The sequence below is a fragment of the Paralteromonas sediminis genome (assembly GCF_003820355.1).
Lineage (GTDB): Bacteria > Pseudomonadota > Gammaproteobacteria > Enterobacterales > Alteromonadaceae > Alteromonas_F > Alteromonas_F sediminis.
Map to the genome: position 1 here is coordinate 264803 of NZ_RPOK01000006.1, position 17749 is coordinate 282551.

A 17749-nucleotide genomic window follows, 5' to 3' on the forward strand; every position below is an offset into this window, starting at 1 on the left:
GGTTTGTTGTTTGCTAGGACCGAGAATCGGGAGGCAGGGCCGCTTTAGATGGAAGAGACCAATACTAACCGCAGTTTAATTCAGCAAAACGATTTGCACTTTAGGGAATTGCTTACGGCACTTCCCAATGTGTCGGTACAAGGCTATGACAAACACCGCCGCGTAATTTATTGGAATAAAGCAAGCGAGCGCCTTTACGGATATAGCGAACAAGAAGCCATGGGACGGTTGTTGGAAGATCTCATCATTCCAGATTTTATGAAGCTGGATGTGATTGAAGCCCATAAAACGTGGATACGCACGGGGCAGCCTATCCCTTCAGAAGAACTTCAGCTAATAGACAAAAATAAAAATGTGGTTCCAGTGTATTCCAGCCACGTGATGCTTCATCAGGATACAGATGATCCAGAAATGTTTTGTGTTGATGTCGATCTATCCAGTCAGAAGAAAAATGAACGCCAATTGGCTTATCTAAAGCAGTATGATCAACATACAGGCTTACTCAACAAACACAGTTTATTCGTACTGGCGAATGAGCTGATGAGCAGGGCGCAAGTCGATGCTATTTCAAGCGCCGCTATTTTTGTTGGTATTGATGATCTTACTATGATCAATAACGCATTCGGCTATAAAGCGGGCGACACACTCTTACGTGAAATGGTAGAGCGTTTGCGCCATTGTGTTACAGACCAAGGAATACTTGCACGTTACAGTGGTGATGTATTTGTCTTTCTTGTCGTTATTGATAACGCGCCTAAGTATATTGCAGATGTTATCGACAAAATCAAAGACGTTTGCCTTACCCCTTTTCGCTTTGACGGAGAACGGCGTCAGGTAACGGTAAGCGGTGGTGTTTGCATAGACGAGTTTAGTCAGGGCTCTCACATTGAACTGTTCAAAAATGCCGAAGTAGCTATGAATCAAGCCAAACTTACCGGCAAAAATCAGTTTGTGTATTTCGAGTCTCAGTTTGATGAAAACATGCAGCGCTTTCATGCCCTGTTTTCTGCCTTGTCGACGGCTGAAAAAAACAATGAATTTCACATGGTGTATCAACCTCAATACAATCAGCAGGGCCAAATTGTTAGTGCTGAAGCATTGCTTCGCTGGGATCACCCCAAATTAGGCGCGATATCACCCGCTGAGTTCATACCGCTTGCAGAAAATAAAAACAAAATGAAAGACATCGATCTTTGGGTAATGCGCAATGTAATACAACAAATTAAACACTGGCGAGCCCAAGGTATGTCAACCGTAAGGGTGTTTATGAATATCTCTGGTCAGAGCCTTAGTGACGTTAACTTCGTCAATTTGCTCTCAACGCAGTTGTCTGATGCCGGTGTGCCTTATGAAAACGTGGGTATAGAAATTACAGAGTACGCACTTATTTCAGAAAATGATGCCATGATAAACCAAATGAAATGGCTTCAGCGGCGGGGGATTGAGATTGCACTTGACGATTTTGGTACGGGTTACTCCTCGCTGAGCTATCTAACCAAATTCCCTTTGGATTACATTAAAATCGACAAGTATTTTATCGCCCATGCGCCCATTAAGGAGCAGGATGCCGCGATAACTAAAGCTATCTTCGCTTTGTCAGAGAGCCTAGGAATGCAAGTTATTTGCGAAGGCGTAGAAACACAAACTCACCTCGAGTTTGTGCGAGATCAGAACCGTCAAAGCCTGATTCAAGGTTACTTGTTTTCTAGACCCGTCTCGGTACATGACTTTGAAGCATTATTGGCACGTGAAGTGGCTTGAATTGTAACTATGACGAGCAAAAATTACGGCTTTCTAGCGTAATACCCTGTTTGCTAATTCTGGCTACGCTGCCTTGTTCGTACCAATCACCCAGCACAATGCGGGTGCCAGCCTGATCACCTAGCGGTACATGGTGAATGTTGGGACGGTGCGTATGTCCATGAATAAATTGTCTGACATCAAATTTAATCATGGCTTTAACCACCTCACTGGGCGTAACATCCATGATTTCAGCGCTAAGATTCTTTTGATTGTTTTGACTGATTCTGCGCCCGCGTCGGGCGAAATAACGGCGCACTGCCAAAGGCATTGCGAGCATTAATCGGGGCCACCACCAACCGCGTGCTTTCTTTCTAAACTTCATGTACGCCTCGTCACGGGTACAGAGTTCGTCACCATGACTAATGAGAGTGCGTTCTCCGTACAAGTCGATAACGTATTGCTCGGGCAAAAGCGTGATACCTGCGCGATGTGCCCATTGATCTCGAATGGCGAAATCGCGATTGCCGTGGATAAAAAACACCGGCACGGTTTGACTGAGTTTGTTAAATGCTTGGGCGACTGTCTCACTCAGCGCGGTAACGTCGTCGTCACCGATCCAGAATTCAAACAAGTCACCTAGTACGTAAAGCGCGTCAGCATTCGGCGCCTCGTCAGCAAGGAAGGCAAGCAAGCAATCAGTGATATCTTGCCTGTCCTCGCTCAAGTGCAAGTCTGAAATAAAGAAGGTAAACGCCATTTTAGACAATGGACGTGTATTATTCAGTGACTGTTACTTTTTCAACGATAACAGGTTCCATTGGCACATCCTGGTGCATGCCGTGACGGCCTGTTTTAACCGCTTTTATTTTCTCTATTACGTCCATGCCCTCGGTCACTTTACCAAACGCACAGTACCCCCAGCCTTGCATGCTTTCACTACTGAAATTCAGGAAGTCGTTGTCTTTCACGTTGATGAAGAACTGACAAGTGGCTGAATGAGGGTCATTGGTGCGTGCCATGGCGATGGTGCCCGCTTCATTACTCACGCCATTATTGGCTTCGTTTTCAATGGGATCTTTGGTTGGTAGTTGGTTCATATCCTGATCAAAGCCGCCGCCCTGGATCATGAAACCATCTATTACACGATGAAAAATGGTGCCTTCATAGAAACCTTCTCTGGCATAGGCCAAAAAGTTCTCCACTGTATTAGGCGCCTTGTCAGCGAACAGTTCTAATGTAAAGCTACCGTGGTTGGTTTGAAAAACGACCATAATCTGATTCCTGAAAACAAAGTAAGGCGCGCATAGTAGCGAAATAGGCCATGCGAATCCAGTATGTCAGTGGTACACTTGCCGTCCTTTTTTTTAATCTGCATAAGGATTTTTACACATGTTGCATTTGTACGACACTCTCTCACAAACAAAACGCCAGTTTGTGCCTATTCAGGATGGGAAGGTCGGACTTTACGTGTGTGGGATTACCGTTTATGACCTGTGTCATATGGGACATGCACGTACTTACTTAAGTTTTGATGTTCTGGTGCGTTATTTACGTCATCGCGGTTTTGACGTCACTTATGTCAGAAACATTACCGATGTAGACGACAAGATCATAAAGCGTGCTCTTGAAAACAATGAAACGCCGGATGCACTTACCGAGCGAACTATTGCTTTAATGCACGAGGACTTTGCCTCTATCAACCTGCTACCGGCTGATATTGAACCGCGTGTTACCGAGCATATGCCCGAAATCATAGAGGTAATCAAGCGTCTGGTGGACAAAAAGTACGCCTATCAGGCGGAAGACGGCGATATATTGTTTGACGTTAGCCAGTATCCAGAATATGGGAAACTGAGTAAGCAAGATTTATCACAGCTTCAGGCTGGGGCGCGGGTCGAAGTGGCCAGAGACAAAGCCGATCCTTTAGATTTCGTATTGTGGAAAGCGGCAAAACCAGGTGAACCTTACTGGGAATCGCCTTGGGGAAATGGCAGACCAGGCTGGCATATTGAATGTTCTGCAATGAACCACAAACATTTGGGCGAACACTTCGATATTCATGGTGGCGGCTCAGATTTGATTTTCCCCCATCATGAAAACGAAGTTGCGCAAAGCTGCTGTGCCCATGACACACCATATGTGAATACCTGGATGCACACAGGCATGGTACAGGTGAATGATGAGAAGATGTCAAAATCCTTGGGCAATTTCTTTACCTTGCGCGATGTTTTAAAAACCTATGATGCCGAAACGCTGCGCTTCTTTTTGATGTCTGCACATTACCGCAGTCAGCTAAGTTATTCTGAAGACAATATTCAGCAGGCTAAAGCAGGGTTGTCACGACTCTACACGGCATTGCGTGGTGTTCAATGTGATGTGGCAACCGATATGTCTTATGGTGGCTATCTTGCGCGCTTTAATAAAGCCATGGACGATGATATCAATGTACCTGAGGCTTATGCCGTGTTGTTTGATGTGGCCCGAGACCTCAACAAGCAAAAAGAAAACGCCCAAGAAGCCTCGAAGCTTGCACACGTACTTAAGTCTTTGGGGGCCATATTAGGGATATTGCAACTTGACCCTGAACAGTATTTGCAAGGTGATAGCAACAGTGAAGCACAAGAAATTGAAGCCCTGATTACCAAACGAAATCAAGCAAGGGCCAATAAAGACTGGGCTGCGGCTGACGAAGCCAGAGATGCGCTGACCGCTATGGGCGTGACGCTTGAAGATGGCCCGGAGGGAACTACTTGGCGAAAAGCCTGACTTTGGTCAGGCTCTGTCTTTATCGCGCGAGGCTAATTCTTCCAGCCAGCGCTTTTGGCTGACATGTTGCTTGATCAGCTCGATGCATTCATTCACTACCATCAGCATTTCTTGGTCGAGTATTTGTTCGTCAGGCGTAAACTCGTTGATGCCGTGTCGAATGAAACGGTCAACTTTTGCTTCGTCTACATCAGTGAGCAGATTAATGATGGATGACGTGACTATATCCGTCACGGCACTTTCTAATGTAGATTCTATCGTACTGCCTACAAAGGGAACGATACTGAGTGTTGATACTTCGGCATTGCTGCGCACTGCTTTGCCCACACTTTGCTTCACGTGTTCGCGAATAACTTCACCATGTTCACCGTCATAGATAGATTGGCCCAAGTGATTCATTGTTTGTGCTATCCAGCTACTGACAACACTCATGCGTGGTGCGATAACCTGTTTTTGTACGTCTTCGATCAGCGGTGAACCAGCGGCAATATCTCGCTGTGCATCGCTCAGAACTTTTACGACAATTCGGTCACTTAGCTCTTCAACAAACACATCGGCATAGAAGGTAATAAACCGAAACAGGGCTGTGCGGTTCAGGTCGATAATTTGGTGTTTGTGTAGCCGATAAATGATTGAAAATATGCGTAAGACCCTGAACAAACGCGTTGACGCCAGCGGGATACAGCCGACTAAATCATACCAATGCAAGAAGGGAAAAAAGTACCATCTTGGGTGTTCTTTTCGAACTATCGAAGCAATCCAACGAAATATAAATTCACTGAGAAATAGCCCGATAAAGGCTAAATCGACAAACAAAAAGTTGTCGTGAATAGGTTGGTAGGCTGTTACGAATCCTGGGCTCATGCTTTGCAACAGCTGTTGGACGGCATTGGTGTCGAACAAACTGTCAAAAATAAGCCATAGCATGTTGATCAGTAAAACAAACAACATGACCAGATCAAGTATCAGCCAAGGTGCTTCATGGCTCTTGCGAAGGTTTTCGCGGCTAAACCCGAGCATACTTAACTCGATGAACGAGTTACATCAATGTGTAACGTTAGTGTTTGCCCGGGTTGTAGATAGCGGCTCGCATTAAGGTCATTCCACTTCACAATGTCATTGGTTTTCACACCAAAACGATTGGCAATACGCGATAACGAATCACCTCGTCTGACCTTATAGACAATTTTACGCATGATGGCGTTGGGATTCGTCGACGCATTAACGGTATCGGTCCAGACGACTAACTGCTTACCTGGCATGAGAGGATCTTTCGGTGCCATGCCATTCCATTTTGCCAAAGAAGACAAGTTGACTTTGTATTTGCGACTAATGTCCCAAAGGGTATCGCCTGATTGAATCTCATGGGTAAGCTTATGTCGTGCTCTAGGCGTGTTTTGTTTTGCTGCAAGGCGCGCTTCGTTGGAGAGTGAGTAGCTGTCCAAGTCTTTTGCAGCGACCGGCACCATTAAGTGTTTGCCTGCAATGATCACGTTACCATCAAGCTGATTAACTTGCCTGATCACGTCTGCTGTGGTGTGGTACTTTTTGGCCAGTTTTAGCAAGCTGTCGCCGGATTTCACTTTATGACGTACCCAATTGAGTCTTTCTGAACGGTCTACCTGGGCAAGTGCTTGAGAAAATTGTGATGCCTTTCCCATGGGTAAAAGCAATTGATGTGGCCCGTTAGGATCGGTGGCCCAACGATTAAACCCTGGGTTTAGCGCATGTAGTGCATCAGTTTCCATGCCAGCAAGCTCTGCAGCCAGCGCAAGATCGATTTGTGAGCCTGTTTCTACAACGGCAACAACAGGTGCATTATCAACAGCCGGCCAGTCAAAATTATAGGTTTCTTTATGTTTTAAAATATCAGCCAGTGCCAATAACTTAGGTACATAGGCGCGTGTTTCGCGTGGCAAATTCAACGACCAAAAATCTGTCGGTTTACCCGCTCTGGCATTGGCTCTGACCGCTCGTCTGACCCGACCCTCACCACTGTTATAGGCAGCCAGAGCATGTAGCCAGTTGCCATCGAAAAATTCATACAGATATTCCAGATAGTCCAGTGCACCTTGGGTTGATGCAATAACATCTCGACGACCGTCATACCACCAGGTTTGCTTCATACCAAACCGCTTTCCCGTGCCAGGCACAAATTGCCACAATCCCGCGGCGCGACCATGGGAATAGGCAAACGGATCAAAGGCACTTTCAACAATGGGCAATAAGGCAAATTCAAGTGGCATATTGCGCGCTTCAATTTGCTCAACGATGTAATGAATAAAGGGGCTTCCACGGCGCATGACCCGTTGCATATACTTGGGATGCTTTAAATACCAATTGCGCTGGGCATCAATACGCTGCTGCTGCGGCACATCAAAAGACAGTTGCATGGCAACGCGCTCCCACACATCTTCAATCGGGGCGACCTGCTCAACGGGAAGTTCAACAATAACTTCCTCTTCGGGATGCACAATTTCAACTGTGGAATCGGGTTGCTTGTCTTCCTGTTCACCTTTCGTGACAACTTTTGTAGTGACGATGTCAACGTCGTCGGATGTGGGCGTGATCATGGTGCTTGTGCACCCGCTCAATGTCACAATGGCTAGCGTTGATAGTCCTAAGACAGACCCTTTTACTTGCATCCCTTATCGTGCCTCTTGTTGTAATACCCTAAATTAATCGCACAAGTGTACGGACTTTAGCCTTTAAATGCATCTTTCCATCGACGGATTGCAGCAAAGGCATTTTGCGTATTTTCGACCTTCTCTCCCGTCATTTGTTCGACATAAGGCCAATTTTGTTGGCGCTCTGCCCTTAAAAATGGATTGATTTGTTTTTCGATATCTAAACGGGAGGGCAATGAAGGTAAGCCAGCAGCGCGCATGTCGGTGACATTTTGTATGGTCGATGTCACGGTTTCATTATTAGGTTCCACCGCTTGCGCAAATGCGAGATTGGCCAATGTATACTCATGGGTACAGTAAACCTGTGTCTGTTCGGGCAAGGTCATCAGTTTATTGAGTGACGCAAGCATTTGTGCAGGCGTGCCTTCAAACAATCGGCCACACCCAGCACTAAACAGGGTATCACCACAAAATAGCCAATTGTTGGCATAGTAGGCGATGTGGTCGAGTGTATGACCTGGCACTTCAAACACGTCAAAAGTCAGATTGAATTGCTCAAGTGATACCTGATCACCTTCTTTTACCTTGTGTGTAATCTCTTTTATTTTTGGATTATCAGGTCCGTACACTGCTAAACCTTCATAGGCTCGGGTTAATGCAGGCAAGCCATCAACATGATCGTAGTGATGGTGGGTGATCAGCACAGCATCTAAGCGAAGCCCGCGCTGGGACAGGGTCTCCATGACAGGCTCAGCATCACCAGGGTCCACAACCACAGCATGACAGCCGTCGTGAATACACCAAATATAATTATCGCTAAAAGCTGGAATAGGAAAAACGGTTAAGGGGTTTGCCATACCATAGCGGCTCGATTAATAATGGTGCTCTTAGTTTAGCGTATGAGTATCGTCAATGCGATCAGCAAGGCGTGACAAATCCCCTCAGTATCCGGAATCGTGGCAAGCTGTGCCAAATGGTCAATGTTTGCTTGATGAGCTCAGCGAACAGTGTGATTCGCTGTCATCCATGATGTTTGGGTACCACTTGGTTAAGTTGGGTGACTTATCTGCAAACATCCACCTTCCACAGTGCCCTATTCGCCATCAAGTTACGCTTGGCTACCAACAGCACAGGGGGGGCGTGACGGCATCAACGCATAAACTACCCCTTCTTGAAAATTCGGTGGATGCTTTTTTGGTTGCGCTGGAGCTTGATTTTTCTCATGATCCGCATCAGATACTGCGCGATCTAGACCGCAGTATAACCGCAAACGGCATGGTTCTGGTATGCGGGCTAAACCCAATTAGTCTCTCTGGCTTACTACGGTATTCGCCGTTTTATCGAAAACACCCGTTTAAGCAGGCGCGTTTTTTCACAGCCGGACGAGTTAAAGACTGGTTACAGCTATTGCATTTCGATATTGTGGAAGAACGGTATGTACACTATCCGTCTGTGTTTAATCGCTGGCGTGTGCCATACAGTGATAAGCTCGACCCCTTTATTGCCCGATATCTGCCATGGAGTGGTTCCGCTTACTGTTTGCTGGCCAAAAAGCGCACCATCCCCATGACGCTGGAAAAGCCAAGGTGGCGCGCAAAGCCCAAGTTTATGCCAGTACAAGCGGGCACGCGGGTTATTTCACCCGCATCCCCGGCTGTGCGCCCTCATGCGGCTCGAGAATAAACAGGTCTTTACCGCCAGGTCCGGCTGCTAATACCATACCCTCAGAAAGCCCAAAACGCATTTTTCTAGGTGCGAGGTTGGCAACCATTACCGTGTGTTTTCCAATTAAATCTTCTGGTGCATAAGCAGACTTAATGCCAGCGAATACTTGTCGAGTTTCACCGCCTACATCCAACTCTAGGCGCAAGAGTTTGTCGGCTTTTTCAACGTGTTCCGCTTTCACAATTTTTGCGATACGTAAATCCACCTTTGCAAATTCGTCAAAGCTAATTGTGTCGCTGATGGGGTCGGCACTAAGGTGCTTATTGTCTGATAAGGGTACTGCGGGAGTGGCTTGTAAGTTTTGTTTGGACGCTTCCACGATGGCATCAACTGTTTTGGTTTCTACTCGCTGCATCATCGCTTTAAATTTATTAATCGGTTTACCGGTAAGCACTTCTTGCATGCTTTCCCATGTAAAGGTGTCATTTAAAAACGCTTCGGCTTTTTCTGCCAACACGGGCAAGATAGGCTGCAAATAAATAGTGAGAATTCTGAATAGGTGAATACCTAATGAACATACATCATGGGTAAAGGCTGCTTTACCTTCTTCTTTGATGGTGACCCAGGGCGCATTTGCGTCGATAAACTGATTTGCTTTATCGGCCAGTCCCATAATTTCACGCACTGCTGCACTATATTTTCGGGCTTCATACAGGGCTGCAATTTTCCCCTCGGCCTGCTGGAATTCTTCTAACAAGGCTGCATCTACAATATTGTGTGACAAAGTGCCGTCGAAGCGTTTGGTTATAAAACCGGCACACCGGCTGGCGATATTTACCACTTTACCAACCAGATCGGCATTCACTTTTTGTACAAAATCTTCAAAGTTTAGGTCGATGTCAGTCACGCCATCACTGAGCTTAGACGCGAAATAATAACGCAAATACTCAGGCTGTAAGTGGTCAAGATAAGTCCGGGCCTTTATGAAGGTTCCACGCGATTTTGACATTTTTGCACCATTTACGGTAACAAAACCGTGAATATTCACGCCGGTAGGCTTTCTAAAGCCAGCGCCTTCGAGCATGGCAGGCCAGAATAAACAGTGAAAATAAGTAATGTCTTTGCCAATAAAGTGGTAAAGCTCTGCGTCGCTGTCCTGCTTCCAGAAACTGTCAAAGTCGATATTGTGTTGATTACAGTAATTCATGAAACTGGCCATGTAGCCAACAGGTGCATCTACCCACACGTAGAAAAATTTGTTAGGTGCGCCAGGGATCTCAAAACCAAAATAAGGCGCATCACGGCTAATATCCCATTGCTGTAATCCGGCTTCGAACCATTCTTCAAGCTTATTGGCCATTTCTTCCTGCAGTGCACCGCTGCGGATCCAACCTTTTAGCATGTCTTCAAATTGGGGTAGGTCAAAAAAGTAATGCTCTGACTCTTTTAATACGGGCTCTGCACCAGAAACTACACTGCGAGGATTTTTCACTTCAGTAGGGCTATATGTTGCGCCACAAACATCACAGCTATCGCCGTTTTGATCTTCTGCACCACAACTCGGGCAGGTACCCTTCACAAAACGATCGGGCAAGAACATTTCTTTTTGCGGGTCGTAAAGCTGGTTAATCGTGCGCTTACTTATGTAACCCGCTGCATCGAGTTTGTTGTAGATGTCTTCACACAGCACGCGGTTCTCTTCTGAGTGTGTCACATAATAGTTGTCATAGCTGACCAAAAAGTCGCTTAAATCCTGATGATGCTCGGCACGGGTTTGCTCCACCATTTGTTCAGGTGTAATACCCAGTTCTTGTGCTTTGAGCATAACAGGGGTGCCGTGGGCGTCATCTGCGCATACGGCGTAGCATTCATGGCCGCGTAAACGTTGGAAGCGCGTCCAAATATCGGTTTGAATATGCTCAAGCAAGTGGCCCAAATGGATGGAGCCGTTTGCATAGGGTAAAGCGCTGGTGACAAGTATTTTGCGAGCTGACTCTGGCATGTTGTTGTGACTTACTCGATGTTGTTAAAAAAAGACAGCGAATAGTAGCGAAATTAGCGTTGGAATGCATCCTTCAAGCGTTTTTTTCTGTACTATTAGCCACAACAAAAATTGTTCATATCTTCTATGTTTTTTAAATCCAGTCGCAACAAAAAGGCCTTGCGGGTATTACTTGATAGCTACGCGCAGGATATCGCAGCGCACTTTTCATTGGCAAAAGAGTCTGTACCTGCGGAATGGTTTCATTTGGATGCTAAGGTACTTACGGTAACATTGCCGTTTGCCTGCCAGTCTCAGCACGACGAACTCACCCGCATTATTTTACAAAATGCCCACGCAAAAGAGCAGGGTATTGACAAGGTTCAAATCAATACACAGATACCAAGCTTTGCCACGCACAAAGACGCGGTGATCAATATTAAAAATATTGTGGCGGTGTCGTCGGGCAAGGGCGGTGTAGGGAAGTCGGCAACGGCAGTGAATCTGGCTTATGCCTTGCTGCAGGAAGGCGCTAGGGTTGGTATTTTGGACGCGGACATTTACGGCCCCTCAATACCTACCATGCTGGGAAATAAAACGGCTAGCCCTGCGTCTTCAGACAACAAAACCATGACACCCATTTCAGCCCACGGTATTGTGGCGAACTCCATTGGCTATCTGGTACCCGAAGAAGATGCTGCCGTGTGGCGTGGGCCTGTGGCCAGCAAAGCCTTGTTGCAGTTACTCAACGAAACCCGTTGGCCGGTTTTGGATTATTTGATTGTTGATATGCCACCGGGCACCGGTGATGTGCAGCTCACTATGGCTCAACAAGTGCCTTTAACCGCTGCAATCGTGGTGACTACGCCGCAAGATTTGGCCTTGGCCGACGCGCAAAAAGGCATTGCTATGTTTGATAAAGTCGATGTGCCCGTTGTTGGGTTAGTGGAAAATATGAGTGCGTATGTTTGCGATAACTGCGGGCATGTAGCGCATATTTTTTCTAAACTTGGGGGCAGTCGATTAGCCGAACGTTATGCATTACCTCTTTTGGGCTCATTGCCCTTGTCACTATCAATAAGAGAGTATGCTGATGCAGGCACTCCGCTGTTGTTAAAAGCGGATAAATCTGACGCTGAAAAACAAATTGCACAAATGTATCAGGCAGTGGCTATTCAAATGGGCGCACAATTGAGTGCTGGTCTTGAATTGAGAGCAGAGCAATCCAGTCATTTAAAAGGCGATCCTATTGCCATTCAAATTGAATAAAAAACCTCCCGGCTCCATAATAGCCGGGCAAAAAATAACTGACATGATAACTAGGAACGCCAATGCGCTTATGTGACAAAGATATCTATGACCACCTTCAACGTGGCGATATCAAAATTGATCCTACGCCTGATTACTCAGAGATATCAGGTGTAACTGTGGATATTCGTCTTGGCAACAAGTTTCGCGTGTTTGAAGATCATGCCGCGCCTTACATTGATCTAAGCGGGCCAAAGTCAGAAGTGCAGGAAGCGCTTAATTCGGTGATGAGTGATGAAATAGAATTGCCATTGGGTAAGGCATTTTTCCTGCATCCAGGCGAACTGGCTTTAGCCATCACGCATGAATCAGTCACTTTGCCCAGTGACATTGTAGGGTGGCTTGATGGTCGCTCTTCGCTTGCGCGCTTGGGGTTAATGGTGCACGTGACGGCTCACCGTATTGATCCAGGCTGGTCTGGAAATATTGTTTTGGAGTTTTTTAATAGTGGCAAGCTACCTTTGGCGCTGCGTCCTCTGATGAAAATAGGTGCGTTAAGTTTTGAAAAGCTGTCTAATCCGGCCGAAAAACCCTATAACGCCCGCCTAGATGCCAAATATAAAGGGCAGGATGGCGCGATTGCCAGCCGGATAGACTCAGACCAAAAAGGGTAATATTGAACAGGATAGAGGGCTACATTATTGCCCAAGCTACCATGCTGGCAGCCACACAATAGTAAAGCATTGGGCCAAGGGTTAACCGAATTATCTGGCCCTCTTTGCCGATTAAATTTACCACTGACGCGGCAGCTACTACGTTAACTACACAAATCATGTTACCGGCATTGGCGCCCAGCATCTGAAGAGCGAGTACCCAGTGCTGGTCTAGACCGCTCTGTAATGCCGCATTTTGTTGAAAAGACGCAAACATCATATTGGAAAATGTGGCAGAGCCGGCGATAAATGAACCCAGGGCGCCCACAAAGCTAGCAGCAAATATCCAATACTCCGACAGGTATACCGCCGCTTGTTCCGCTAATGCCATCGGCATGGAGGGGCTAGCCATGGCGTTCACATTACTATTGAGGAAAATTCTCACCATAGGCACAGAGGCTCCTAAGGCTATAACAGTAGGTACCAATGACGAAAAGGAATGGCGTAGAGCATTGCCGGCTTGTTGAAGTGGTAGCCGGTGTAACCAAACAGTGATAAGCGCAACCACAATAAATACAGTGCCAGGCAAGTAGAGCGGCGTAATGCTGGCATTTAAGCCCGATCCAAGTATATTGCTTACACTAAAAGAGTATTGTGTTAACCAAGCTTTTACCGGTAACACTTCAATACGGCTAATAATCAAGAAAACAGCAAGCAGAATATAAGGTAACCACGCCAGCGTTAAGGTCATGTTTGATGGAGACGCGAGAGTCTTTTCAACTGTATCACTTAGCGAAGATTCAAGCGGTGCAGCTTGTTCAAAGTCCCAGTTTGTTTTGGGTTTAAACAAGGCTATTTTAGCGGCAGGGACAGCCAACGCTAAACCCAATAAACCGCCCAATACTGAAGGGAACTCAGGGCCAAGTAGCCAGGCAACCAGCCACGCCGAGCCGGTAAAAGCAATTCCACTAAACAGTGCAAAGGGGAACACGGCCAATCCATCGCGCCACCGCCTTTTTTCGCCAAATACCCCAGTCAGCAAACAAGCGATCAACAAAGGGATAAAGGTAGATACGACTAAGTCTATTGTCACTGTGTTCATCACCACATCGCGAATCACTGTATTGGATGATTGATCTATACCTTGGGTTATACCCACTAAAACAGGGGTGCCGACCGCTCCAAAAGACACCGCCGTGCTATCAGCAATTAAAGCCACAGTGACCGCGGCCAAAGGAGGAAAGCCAAGTGCAACCAGTAACGGTGCACAAATAGCCGCAGGTGTTCCAAAGCCTGATGCACCTTCTAAGAAAGAACCAAACAGCCACGCAATGATAATGGCCTGAATGCGTCTGTCGGGGCTGATATGCGTAAAGCCGTTGCGGATACACTGCAAAGCGCCACTTGCTTTAAGCGTGTTGAGCAGCACGATGGCGCCTAACACGATAATTACAATGCCAAGCGCAATCACCCATCCTTCTATTATGGAGGCAAACAGATGCATAACGGGTATTTGCCAAATAAAGTAGGCACTGCCAAAGGTCAATACCAGCGACAAGGGCATTGCACGAGTGGCAGGCAGCCGAAGTACAACAAGAAACAAAAACACCGCGAGTACGGGGGTCAGTGCCGTCAAAAGCTGTAATAAAGACATTAGCTAATCAGCTTATGGAAAATTAGATTGAGAATAGTATGCATAAGGTTTTAGCAAAAAGGCTTGTTATGAATCAAGGGCTCGCAAAGATTGACCATAATTTCTACAAACGCACCAGAAAAAGCAAAATTGCGTAAAAATCGGTGGAATTTGTGAAACCAATGCCTATAATACGCGTCTTCGGTCGGTGTGTAGCGCAGCCTGGTAGCGCACTGTCATGGGGTGTCAGGGGTCGGAGGTTCAAATCCTCTCACACCGACCAATTATCTTCCTGATATCCTTAGTAATTCGATTTTTTTCACTTGTCTTCCTGTTTCAAAGTTCTGTTTTATGTCGAACCTGTGTCGAACGGTGCGATTCAATCGTTTATATACGTTGTTATATGGGGCTCCACCCCATAAACGGTGGATTGTTCTTCATCGACATTAATATTTGTGCCGGCAATCAACTAAAAAATCGAGTATGCTCAAGGTTTAAGCCTTACCTCAAGGATGACTGTGAATATTAAGCAAGAAAGAGAAACCATCGAAAAAATCAGAAAAACCTCAAAGTTGTTTAATCTTGTAGCTTGGTTTTTCGCACTAATGTCTTTTTTCATATTCAACCCCACCCAAATGATATTGGGGTTCCAGATCCCGTCAAAACTATACCTGTTTACAATGTTCATGGCACTGATATGCAAACTGGAGAGCTCTCGGCTTTTTAGTATATATGTCTATGATATGGGAGAGCTTGAAAAGGACTTATCGCGTTTTATTGATAGATAGGCTTATTTTTTACAACATAGAACAACCAAAAAACTCAGTCATTTTTTGTTCTAGATCAGACTGCTTTCCTGCTGCTTTCTGTTGGATTTTTTCATATGTGTGCCACCTCATCCATTTTGGCTTCTCAATCCAGTCTATTCCGTCTAGAGCACATAAATTTGACCCTTGAGAGAGTTTATTTTGATATTTTTCTACGGCCCTTAATGCGCGATAAATTTTACTTTCGTTAACACTAGGATGAACTAATTCATGACACTTTCGGCAATGAAACTGTTCTCCACCATAAAGCAGAAGGACGTTTTTTCTACAACTGGGACATTCAAACCAAAGTCTAGAGCCACCAAAATTACACGCAGTCTTTTTTATGTGGATGCTCTGTGTGATTGATTGGTTTATTTGGGAACTGTAGTAACTAATATGAAATGCGTTTTCGGTCATTACATATTCCACTTCGCCAATTTTATAGCCAGCTCTAGTCCAACTGAGGGTGCCAATGGAATTAAACTTAAGCCAGCCTCTTTGCTTGAATCGGCGTAAGTCTATGTCAAGCATATCGGTAGTTAACCGTTTTGAATTGGTTCTTTGATAACAGCCTGAGTTGATTCCGCCCATAATCGTCTTTTTTGCCCAAATTGCCTGTGTAACTCATTGTTTATAAATTATACAGTGATTTTGATTTTGAATTTCAACATTATTTGCGGTAACTTCAAAAACGACTTCGCTAATTTTCAGGAGAGTGTCAACTTACATGGATATAATCAGCGTTTCGTTGGCAATGTTGTTAGGGGCACTTATTTGCTATGTTTTAGCAGGGAAATATCACAAAAAAATATATCGTCAAATTGCTTCATCAATCGAATCTGAGTACATTTTACACGATAGAGATATTAGTACGCTCTACAAAAATCTTGCATTAATGATGTCAACATACCTGCTGGCTGAGTGTGAAGACGACTTTCTCGAATCACTAGAAAGCATTATTGATTTCGAAACCGAAGTCAGTAATTTGTCGGTAGTGACAGTTGCTAGCATGTTCAATCGTTTGACTATTAAATACCCTTACATAAGTAACTTTGCGCCAAGGAGTTTGCATTCAAATCATTTGTTGCCTTTGACCGCAAATGAAGATTGGGAACCTGAAGTCGTTTTAGAAAAGTTTAGGGATTTAAACCATTACATCATATTGAATAATAGGTTAAATAAGTTGGAACCAGGGAACAATACGAGATATCTAGGTCGAATAGTGAGTAAAGATTCTGTGTTACAACTAAATCGCTATTTAAAACGTGATATGAGTTATAGGCTTTCCGCTGAATAGCTTTCATACAGTTGACTCACTGAGAAAATTTAAACGCTGATATTTTATGGAAAAATGATGCTCATACTTCAAATCGCAATAGGTGTGGTACTTGGAATTTTTCTGAGCACAATACTTTATCGCTTCAGGGCAGAAGCCTTTAAGTTGCTGTGGTGGTCAGTCCTTGCCGCATTGATAATAGCTCTTCTATTTGTAATTATTTTCTTCTTCGCTAATTTTGACTTCTATGAATACCTCAATTCTGATTATGTTGCAGGAGCAATTTTAGTATTTCTTGTTGCTGGTGGAGTGATTGGTTTGATGGCAAATTTTCGTGATATAGCTTCTCTTTTTAGGAAAGATTAACCTTGTTTAAAGCTCCAAAGGCATCTACCTTCAACTAACGGACGTTTGACGTGGTCTTTTTATTTAACTGCCTCTTTAACTTTTAAATATGTATGTCAATTCAATAGGTTAAGAGTTTAGTTAAAGAGTTAAAGAATTTACACAACTTTAGCGGTTTTGTCGTCAGCTAGCCATGTCTATAGTGTATGGCTGCTATGACTAATCCTTAAAAAATAAAAAGTAAGTAAATCTCTTTACCTCTTTAACTAGATTCATTACAACCCATATAAATAAAGGGCTAGAAAGGAGTTAAAGAGCTTTGTTTTCTTTACCTACTCTTTAACCCCAACAACGAGGCTGTCTAAATAACTCTGTAGTACTTGCGGTTACCGTTTCTCTTTTCCCCTTTCAAATAACCGTCTTGCTCTAGTCTGGCTAGTGCCTTACCTATCTGCCTTGTATCTTGGGCCCTAAAGTCCTCACCAGACTGCGCTATATCACCAGCATTGAACCAATCTTTTAAATCAATGAGTAGACTATCTTTCATGATTAACGCATCTAAAATATAGTCGTACCATGAGCCATTATCGTTAAATGATCTGTTAATCTGCTGAATGGTTTTGACTTCTTCGTCTGTTAGCTGCCAACCCGCTCCGTTTTCATACATCACTTTTACTTCAAGCCAAAACTGATGTAATTTCTGTGGTTCAATTTGCTCTATTGCTCCAGTGCCATCATAGCTCCATCCCAGTATTTCATTGAGTTTGTCCATATCTGCGGCTTTTTCCATTTCAATTACGGCAAAGCGTGTTGAGCCTGTATCGTCTTTTAAAAAATCAGCACCATTTACTGACGCAATAAAGTTACTTTGGCGAGGTTTGTTTGCGTATTCTGCTGAACGTGAACACCGATTCTGGCGCATCGTGAACACCTGAGATTTCCCGCATTGGGCGAAGCTTATTTTTACGCTAAGTGTTCACCATCGGTCAACTCTGAGCGTGTT

The 17749-nt window shown here is 44.8% G+C and carries 16 protein-coding genes and 1 tRNA gene; 8 read left to right on the forward strand and 9 right to left on the reverse strand.

What is annotated here, in order from left to right:
- Positions 1 to 48 precede the first annotated feature (48 nt).
- Positions 49 to 1761 carry a putative bifunctional diguanylate cyclase/phosphodiesterase gene (locus DRW07_RS17640; protein WP_124029262.1) on the forward strand — a complete coding sequence of 571 codons (1713 nt, stop codon included), beginning with the start codon at positions 49 to 51 and terminating at the stop codon, positions 1759 to 1761.
- Between the two features lie 7 nt (positions 1762 to 1768).
- On the opposite strand, the gene lpxH is transcribed toward DRW07_RS17640, so the two are convergent.
- Together lpxH and DRW07_RS17650 are read right to left on the reverse strand one after the other, a co-directional pair.
- Positions 1769 to 2500: a UDP-2,3-diacylglucosamine diphosphatase gene (lpxH, locus tag DRW07_RS17645; protein ID WP_124029263.1), complete on the reverse strand. Its 732-nt coding sequence runs from the start codon at positions 2498 to 2500 to the stop codon at positions 1769 to 1771.
- A gap of 19 nt (positions 2501 to 2519) precedes the next feature.
- A complete protein-coding gene (locus DRW07_RS17650; protein WP_124029264.1) occupies positions 2520 to 3014 on the reverse strand; it encodes a peptidylprolyl isomerase in 495 nt (164 codons plus the stop codon).
- Positions 3015 to 3132: 118 nt separating this feature from the next.
- Here DRW07_RS17650 and cysS point away from each other — a divergent pair, with 118 nt between their 5' ends.
- Positions 3133 to 4509 (forward strand): cysteine--tRNA ligase, encoded by a 1377-nt coding sequence (gene cysS, locus DRW07_RS17655; protein WP_124029265.1) that lies wholly within the window; start codon positions 3133 to 3135, stop codon positions 4507 to 4509.
- A gap of 6 nt (positions 4510 to 4515) precedes the next feature.
- Here cysS and DRW07_RS17660 read toward each other — a convergent pair whose 3' ends face one another.
- From DRW07_RS17660 to gloB, 3 genes are read right to left on the reverse strand one after another with little or no spacing between them, the layout of a single operon-like run.
- Positions 4516 to 5529, reverse strand: coding sequence for an ion transporter (locus DRW07_RS17660; protein WP_124029266.1), 1014 nt, complete (start codon positions 5527 to 5529; stop codon positions 4516 to 4518).
- Between the two features lie 2 nt (positions 5530 to 5531).
- Positions 5532 to 7154, reverse strand: coding sequence for a LysM peptidoglycan-binding domain-containing protein (locus DRW07_RS17665; protein ID WP_124029267.1), 1623 nt, complete (start codon positions 7152 to 7154; stop codon positions 5532 to 5534).
- Positions 7155 to 7210: 56 nt separating this feature from the next.
- Complete coding sequence (gene gloB / locus DRW07_RS17670) at positions 7211 to 7993, reverse strand: hydroxyacylglutathione hydrolase (protein ID WP_124029268.1); 783 nt, start codon at positions 7991 to 7993, stop codon at positions 7211 to 7213.
- 55 nt (positions 7994 to 8048) lie between these two features.
- Here gloB and DRW07_RS17675 point away from each other — a divergent pair, with 55 nt between their 5' ends.
- Complete coding sequence (locus DRW07_RS17675) at positions 8049 to 8819, forward strand: SAM-dependent methyltransferase (RefSeq protein ID WP_124029269.1); 771 nt, start codon at positions 8049 to 8051, stop codon at positions 8817 to 8819.
- Here DRW07_RS17675 and metG read toward each other — a convergent pair.
- A complete protein-coding gene (gene metG / locus DRW07_RS17680; RefSeq protein ID WP_124029270.1) occupies positions 8770 to 10803 on the reverse strand; it encodes a methionine--tRNA ligase in 2034 nt (677 codons plus the stop codon). The genes DRW07_RS17675 and metG overlap by 50 nt on opposite strands.
- Positions 10804 to 10929: 126 nt before the next feature.
- Between metG and apbC the strand changes: the two genes are divergently transcribed.
- Together apbC and dcd are read left to right on the forward strand one after the other, a co-directional pair.
- Positions 10930 to 12051 (forward strand): iron-sulfur cluster carrier protein ApbC, encoded by a 1122-nt coding sequence (gene apbC / locus DRW07_RS17685; protein ID WP_124029271.1) that lies wholly within the window; start codon positions 10930 to 10932, stop codon positions 12049 to 12051.
- 62 nt (positions 12052 to 12113) lie between these two features.
- Positions 12114 to 12704, forward strand: a complete 591-nt coding sequence (gene dcd, locus DRW07_RS17690; RefSeq protein ID WP_124029272.1) for a dCTP deaminase — start codon at positions 12114 to 12116, stop codon at positions 12702 to 12704.
- 19 nt (positions 12705 to 12723) lie between these two features.
- On the opposite strand, the gene DRW07_RS17695 is transcribed toward dcd, so the two are convergent.
- Positions 12724 to 14337 carry an L-lactate permease gene (locus DRW07_RS17695; RefSeq protein ID WP_124029273.1) on the reverse strand — a complete coding sequence of 538 codons (1614 nt, stop codon included), beginning with the start codon at positions 14335 to 14337 and terminating at the stop codon, positions 12724 to 12726.
- 185 nt (positions 14338 to 14522) lie between these two features.
- Between DRW07_RS17695 and DRW07_RS17700 the strand changes: the two genes are divergently transcribed.
- Positions 14523 to 14599 (forward strand) — tRNA-Pro (locus tag DRW07_RS17700).
- 514 nt (positions 14600 to 15113) lie between these two features.
- On the opposite strand, the gene DRW07_RS17705 is transcribed toward DRW07_RS17700, so the two are convergent.
- Positions 15114 to 15716 carry a hypothetical protein gene (locus DRW07_RS17705; protein ID WP_124029274.1) on the reverse strand — a complete coding sequence of 201 codons (603 nt, stop codon included), beginning with the start codon at positions 15714 to 15716 and terminating at the stop codon, positions 15114 to 15116.
- Between the two features lie 136 nt (positions 15717 to 15852).
- On the opposite strand from DRW07_RS17705, the gene DRW07_RS17710 reads away from it, so the two are divergent.
- Both DRW07_RS17710 and DRW07_RS17715 read left to right on the forward strand, forming a co-directional pair.
- Positions 15853 to 16422, forward strand: a complete 570-nt coding sequence (locus DRW07_RS17710) for a hypothetical protein (RefSeq protein WP_124029275.1) — start codon at positions 15853 to 15855, stop codon at positions 16420 to 16422.
- A gap of 54 nt (positions 16423 to 16476) precedes the next feature.
- Positions 16477 to 16767, forward strand: coding sequence for a hypothetical protein (locus DRW07_RS17715; protein WP_124029276.1), 291 nt, complete (start codon positions 16477 to 16479; stop codon positions 16765 to 16767).
- A 340-nt stretch (positions 16768 to 17107) separates the two neighbouring features.
- Here DRW07_RS17715 and DRW07_RS17720 read toward each other — a convergent pair whose 3' ends face one another.
- Positions 17108 to 17668, reverse strand: coding sequence for a VapE domain-containing protein (locus DRW07_RS17720; protein ID WP_124029277.1), 561 nt, complete (start codon positions 17666 to 17668; stop codon positions 17108 to 17110).
- Between the last annotated feature and the right edge of the window lie 81 nt (positions 17669 to 17749).

Bases quoted from the DNA above. Each gene is read 5' to 3' on its own strand.
- DRW07_RS17720 (WP_124029277.1), bottom strand. From the start codon at position 17,668: ATGCGCCAGAATCGGTGTTCACGTTCAGCAGAATACGCAAACAAACCT.
- DRW07_RS17665 (WP_124029267.1), bottom strand. From the start codon at position 7,154: ATGCAAGTAAAAGGGTCTGTCTTAGGACTATCAACGCTAGCCATTGTG.
- DRW07_RS17660 (WP_124029266.1), bottom strand. From the start codon at position 5,529: ATGCTCGGGTTTAGCCGCGAAAACCTTCGCAAGAGCCATGAAGCACCT.
- gloB (WP_124029268.1), bottom strand. From the start codon at position 7,993: ATGGCAAACCCCTTAACCGTTTTTCCTATTCCAGCTTTTAGCGATAAT.
- DRW07_RS17710 (WP_124029275.1), top strand. From the start codon at position 15,853: ATGGATATAATCAGCGTTTCGTTGGCAATGTTGTTAGGGGCACTTATT.
- DRW07_RS17650 (WP_124029264.1), bottom strand. From the start codon at position 3,014: ATGGTCGTTTTTCAAACCAACCACGGTAGCTTTACATTAGAACTGTTC.
- DRW07_RS17640 (WP_124029262.1), top strand. From the start codon at position 49: ATGGAAGAGACCAATACTAACCGCAGTTTAATTCAGCAAAACGATTTG.
- cysS (WP_124029265.1), top strand. From the start codon at position 3,133: ATGTTGCATTTGTACGACACTCTCTCACAAACAAAACGCCAGTTTGTG.
- metG (WP_124029270.1), bottom strand. From the start codon at position 10,803: ATGCCAGAGTCAGCTCGCAAAATACTTGTCACCAGCGCTTTACCCTAT.
- DRW07_RS17675 (WP_124029269.1), top strand. From the start codon at position 8,049: ATGCGATCAGCAAGGCGTGACAAATCCCCTCAGTATCCGGAATCGTGG.
- lpxH (WP_124029263.1), bottom strand. From the start codon at position 2,500: ATGGCGTTTACCTTCTTTATTTCAGACTTGCACTTGAGCGAGGACAGG.
- apbC (WP_124029271.1), top strand. From the start codon at position 10,930: ATGTTTTTTAAATCCAGTCGCAACAAAAAGGCCTTGCGGGTATTACTT.
- DRW07_RS17715 (WP_124029276.1), top strand. From the start codon at position 16,477: ATGATGCTCATACTTCAAATCGCAATAGGTGTGGTACTTGGAATTTTT.
- DRW07_RS17705 (WP_124029274.1), bottom strand. From the start codon at position 15,716: ATGGGCGGAATCAACTCAGGCTGTTATCAAAGAACCAATTCAAAACGG.
- dcd (WP_124029272.1), top strand. From the start codon at position 12,114: ATGCGCTTATGTGACAAAGATATCTATGACCACCTTCAACGTGGCGAT.
- DRW07_RS17695 (WP_124029273.1), bottom strand. From the start codon at position 14,337: ATGTCTTTATTACAGCTTTTGACGGCACTGACCCCCGTACTCGCGGTG.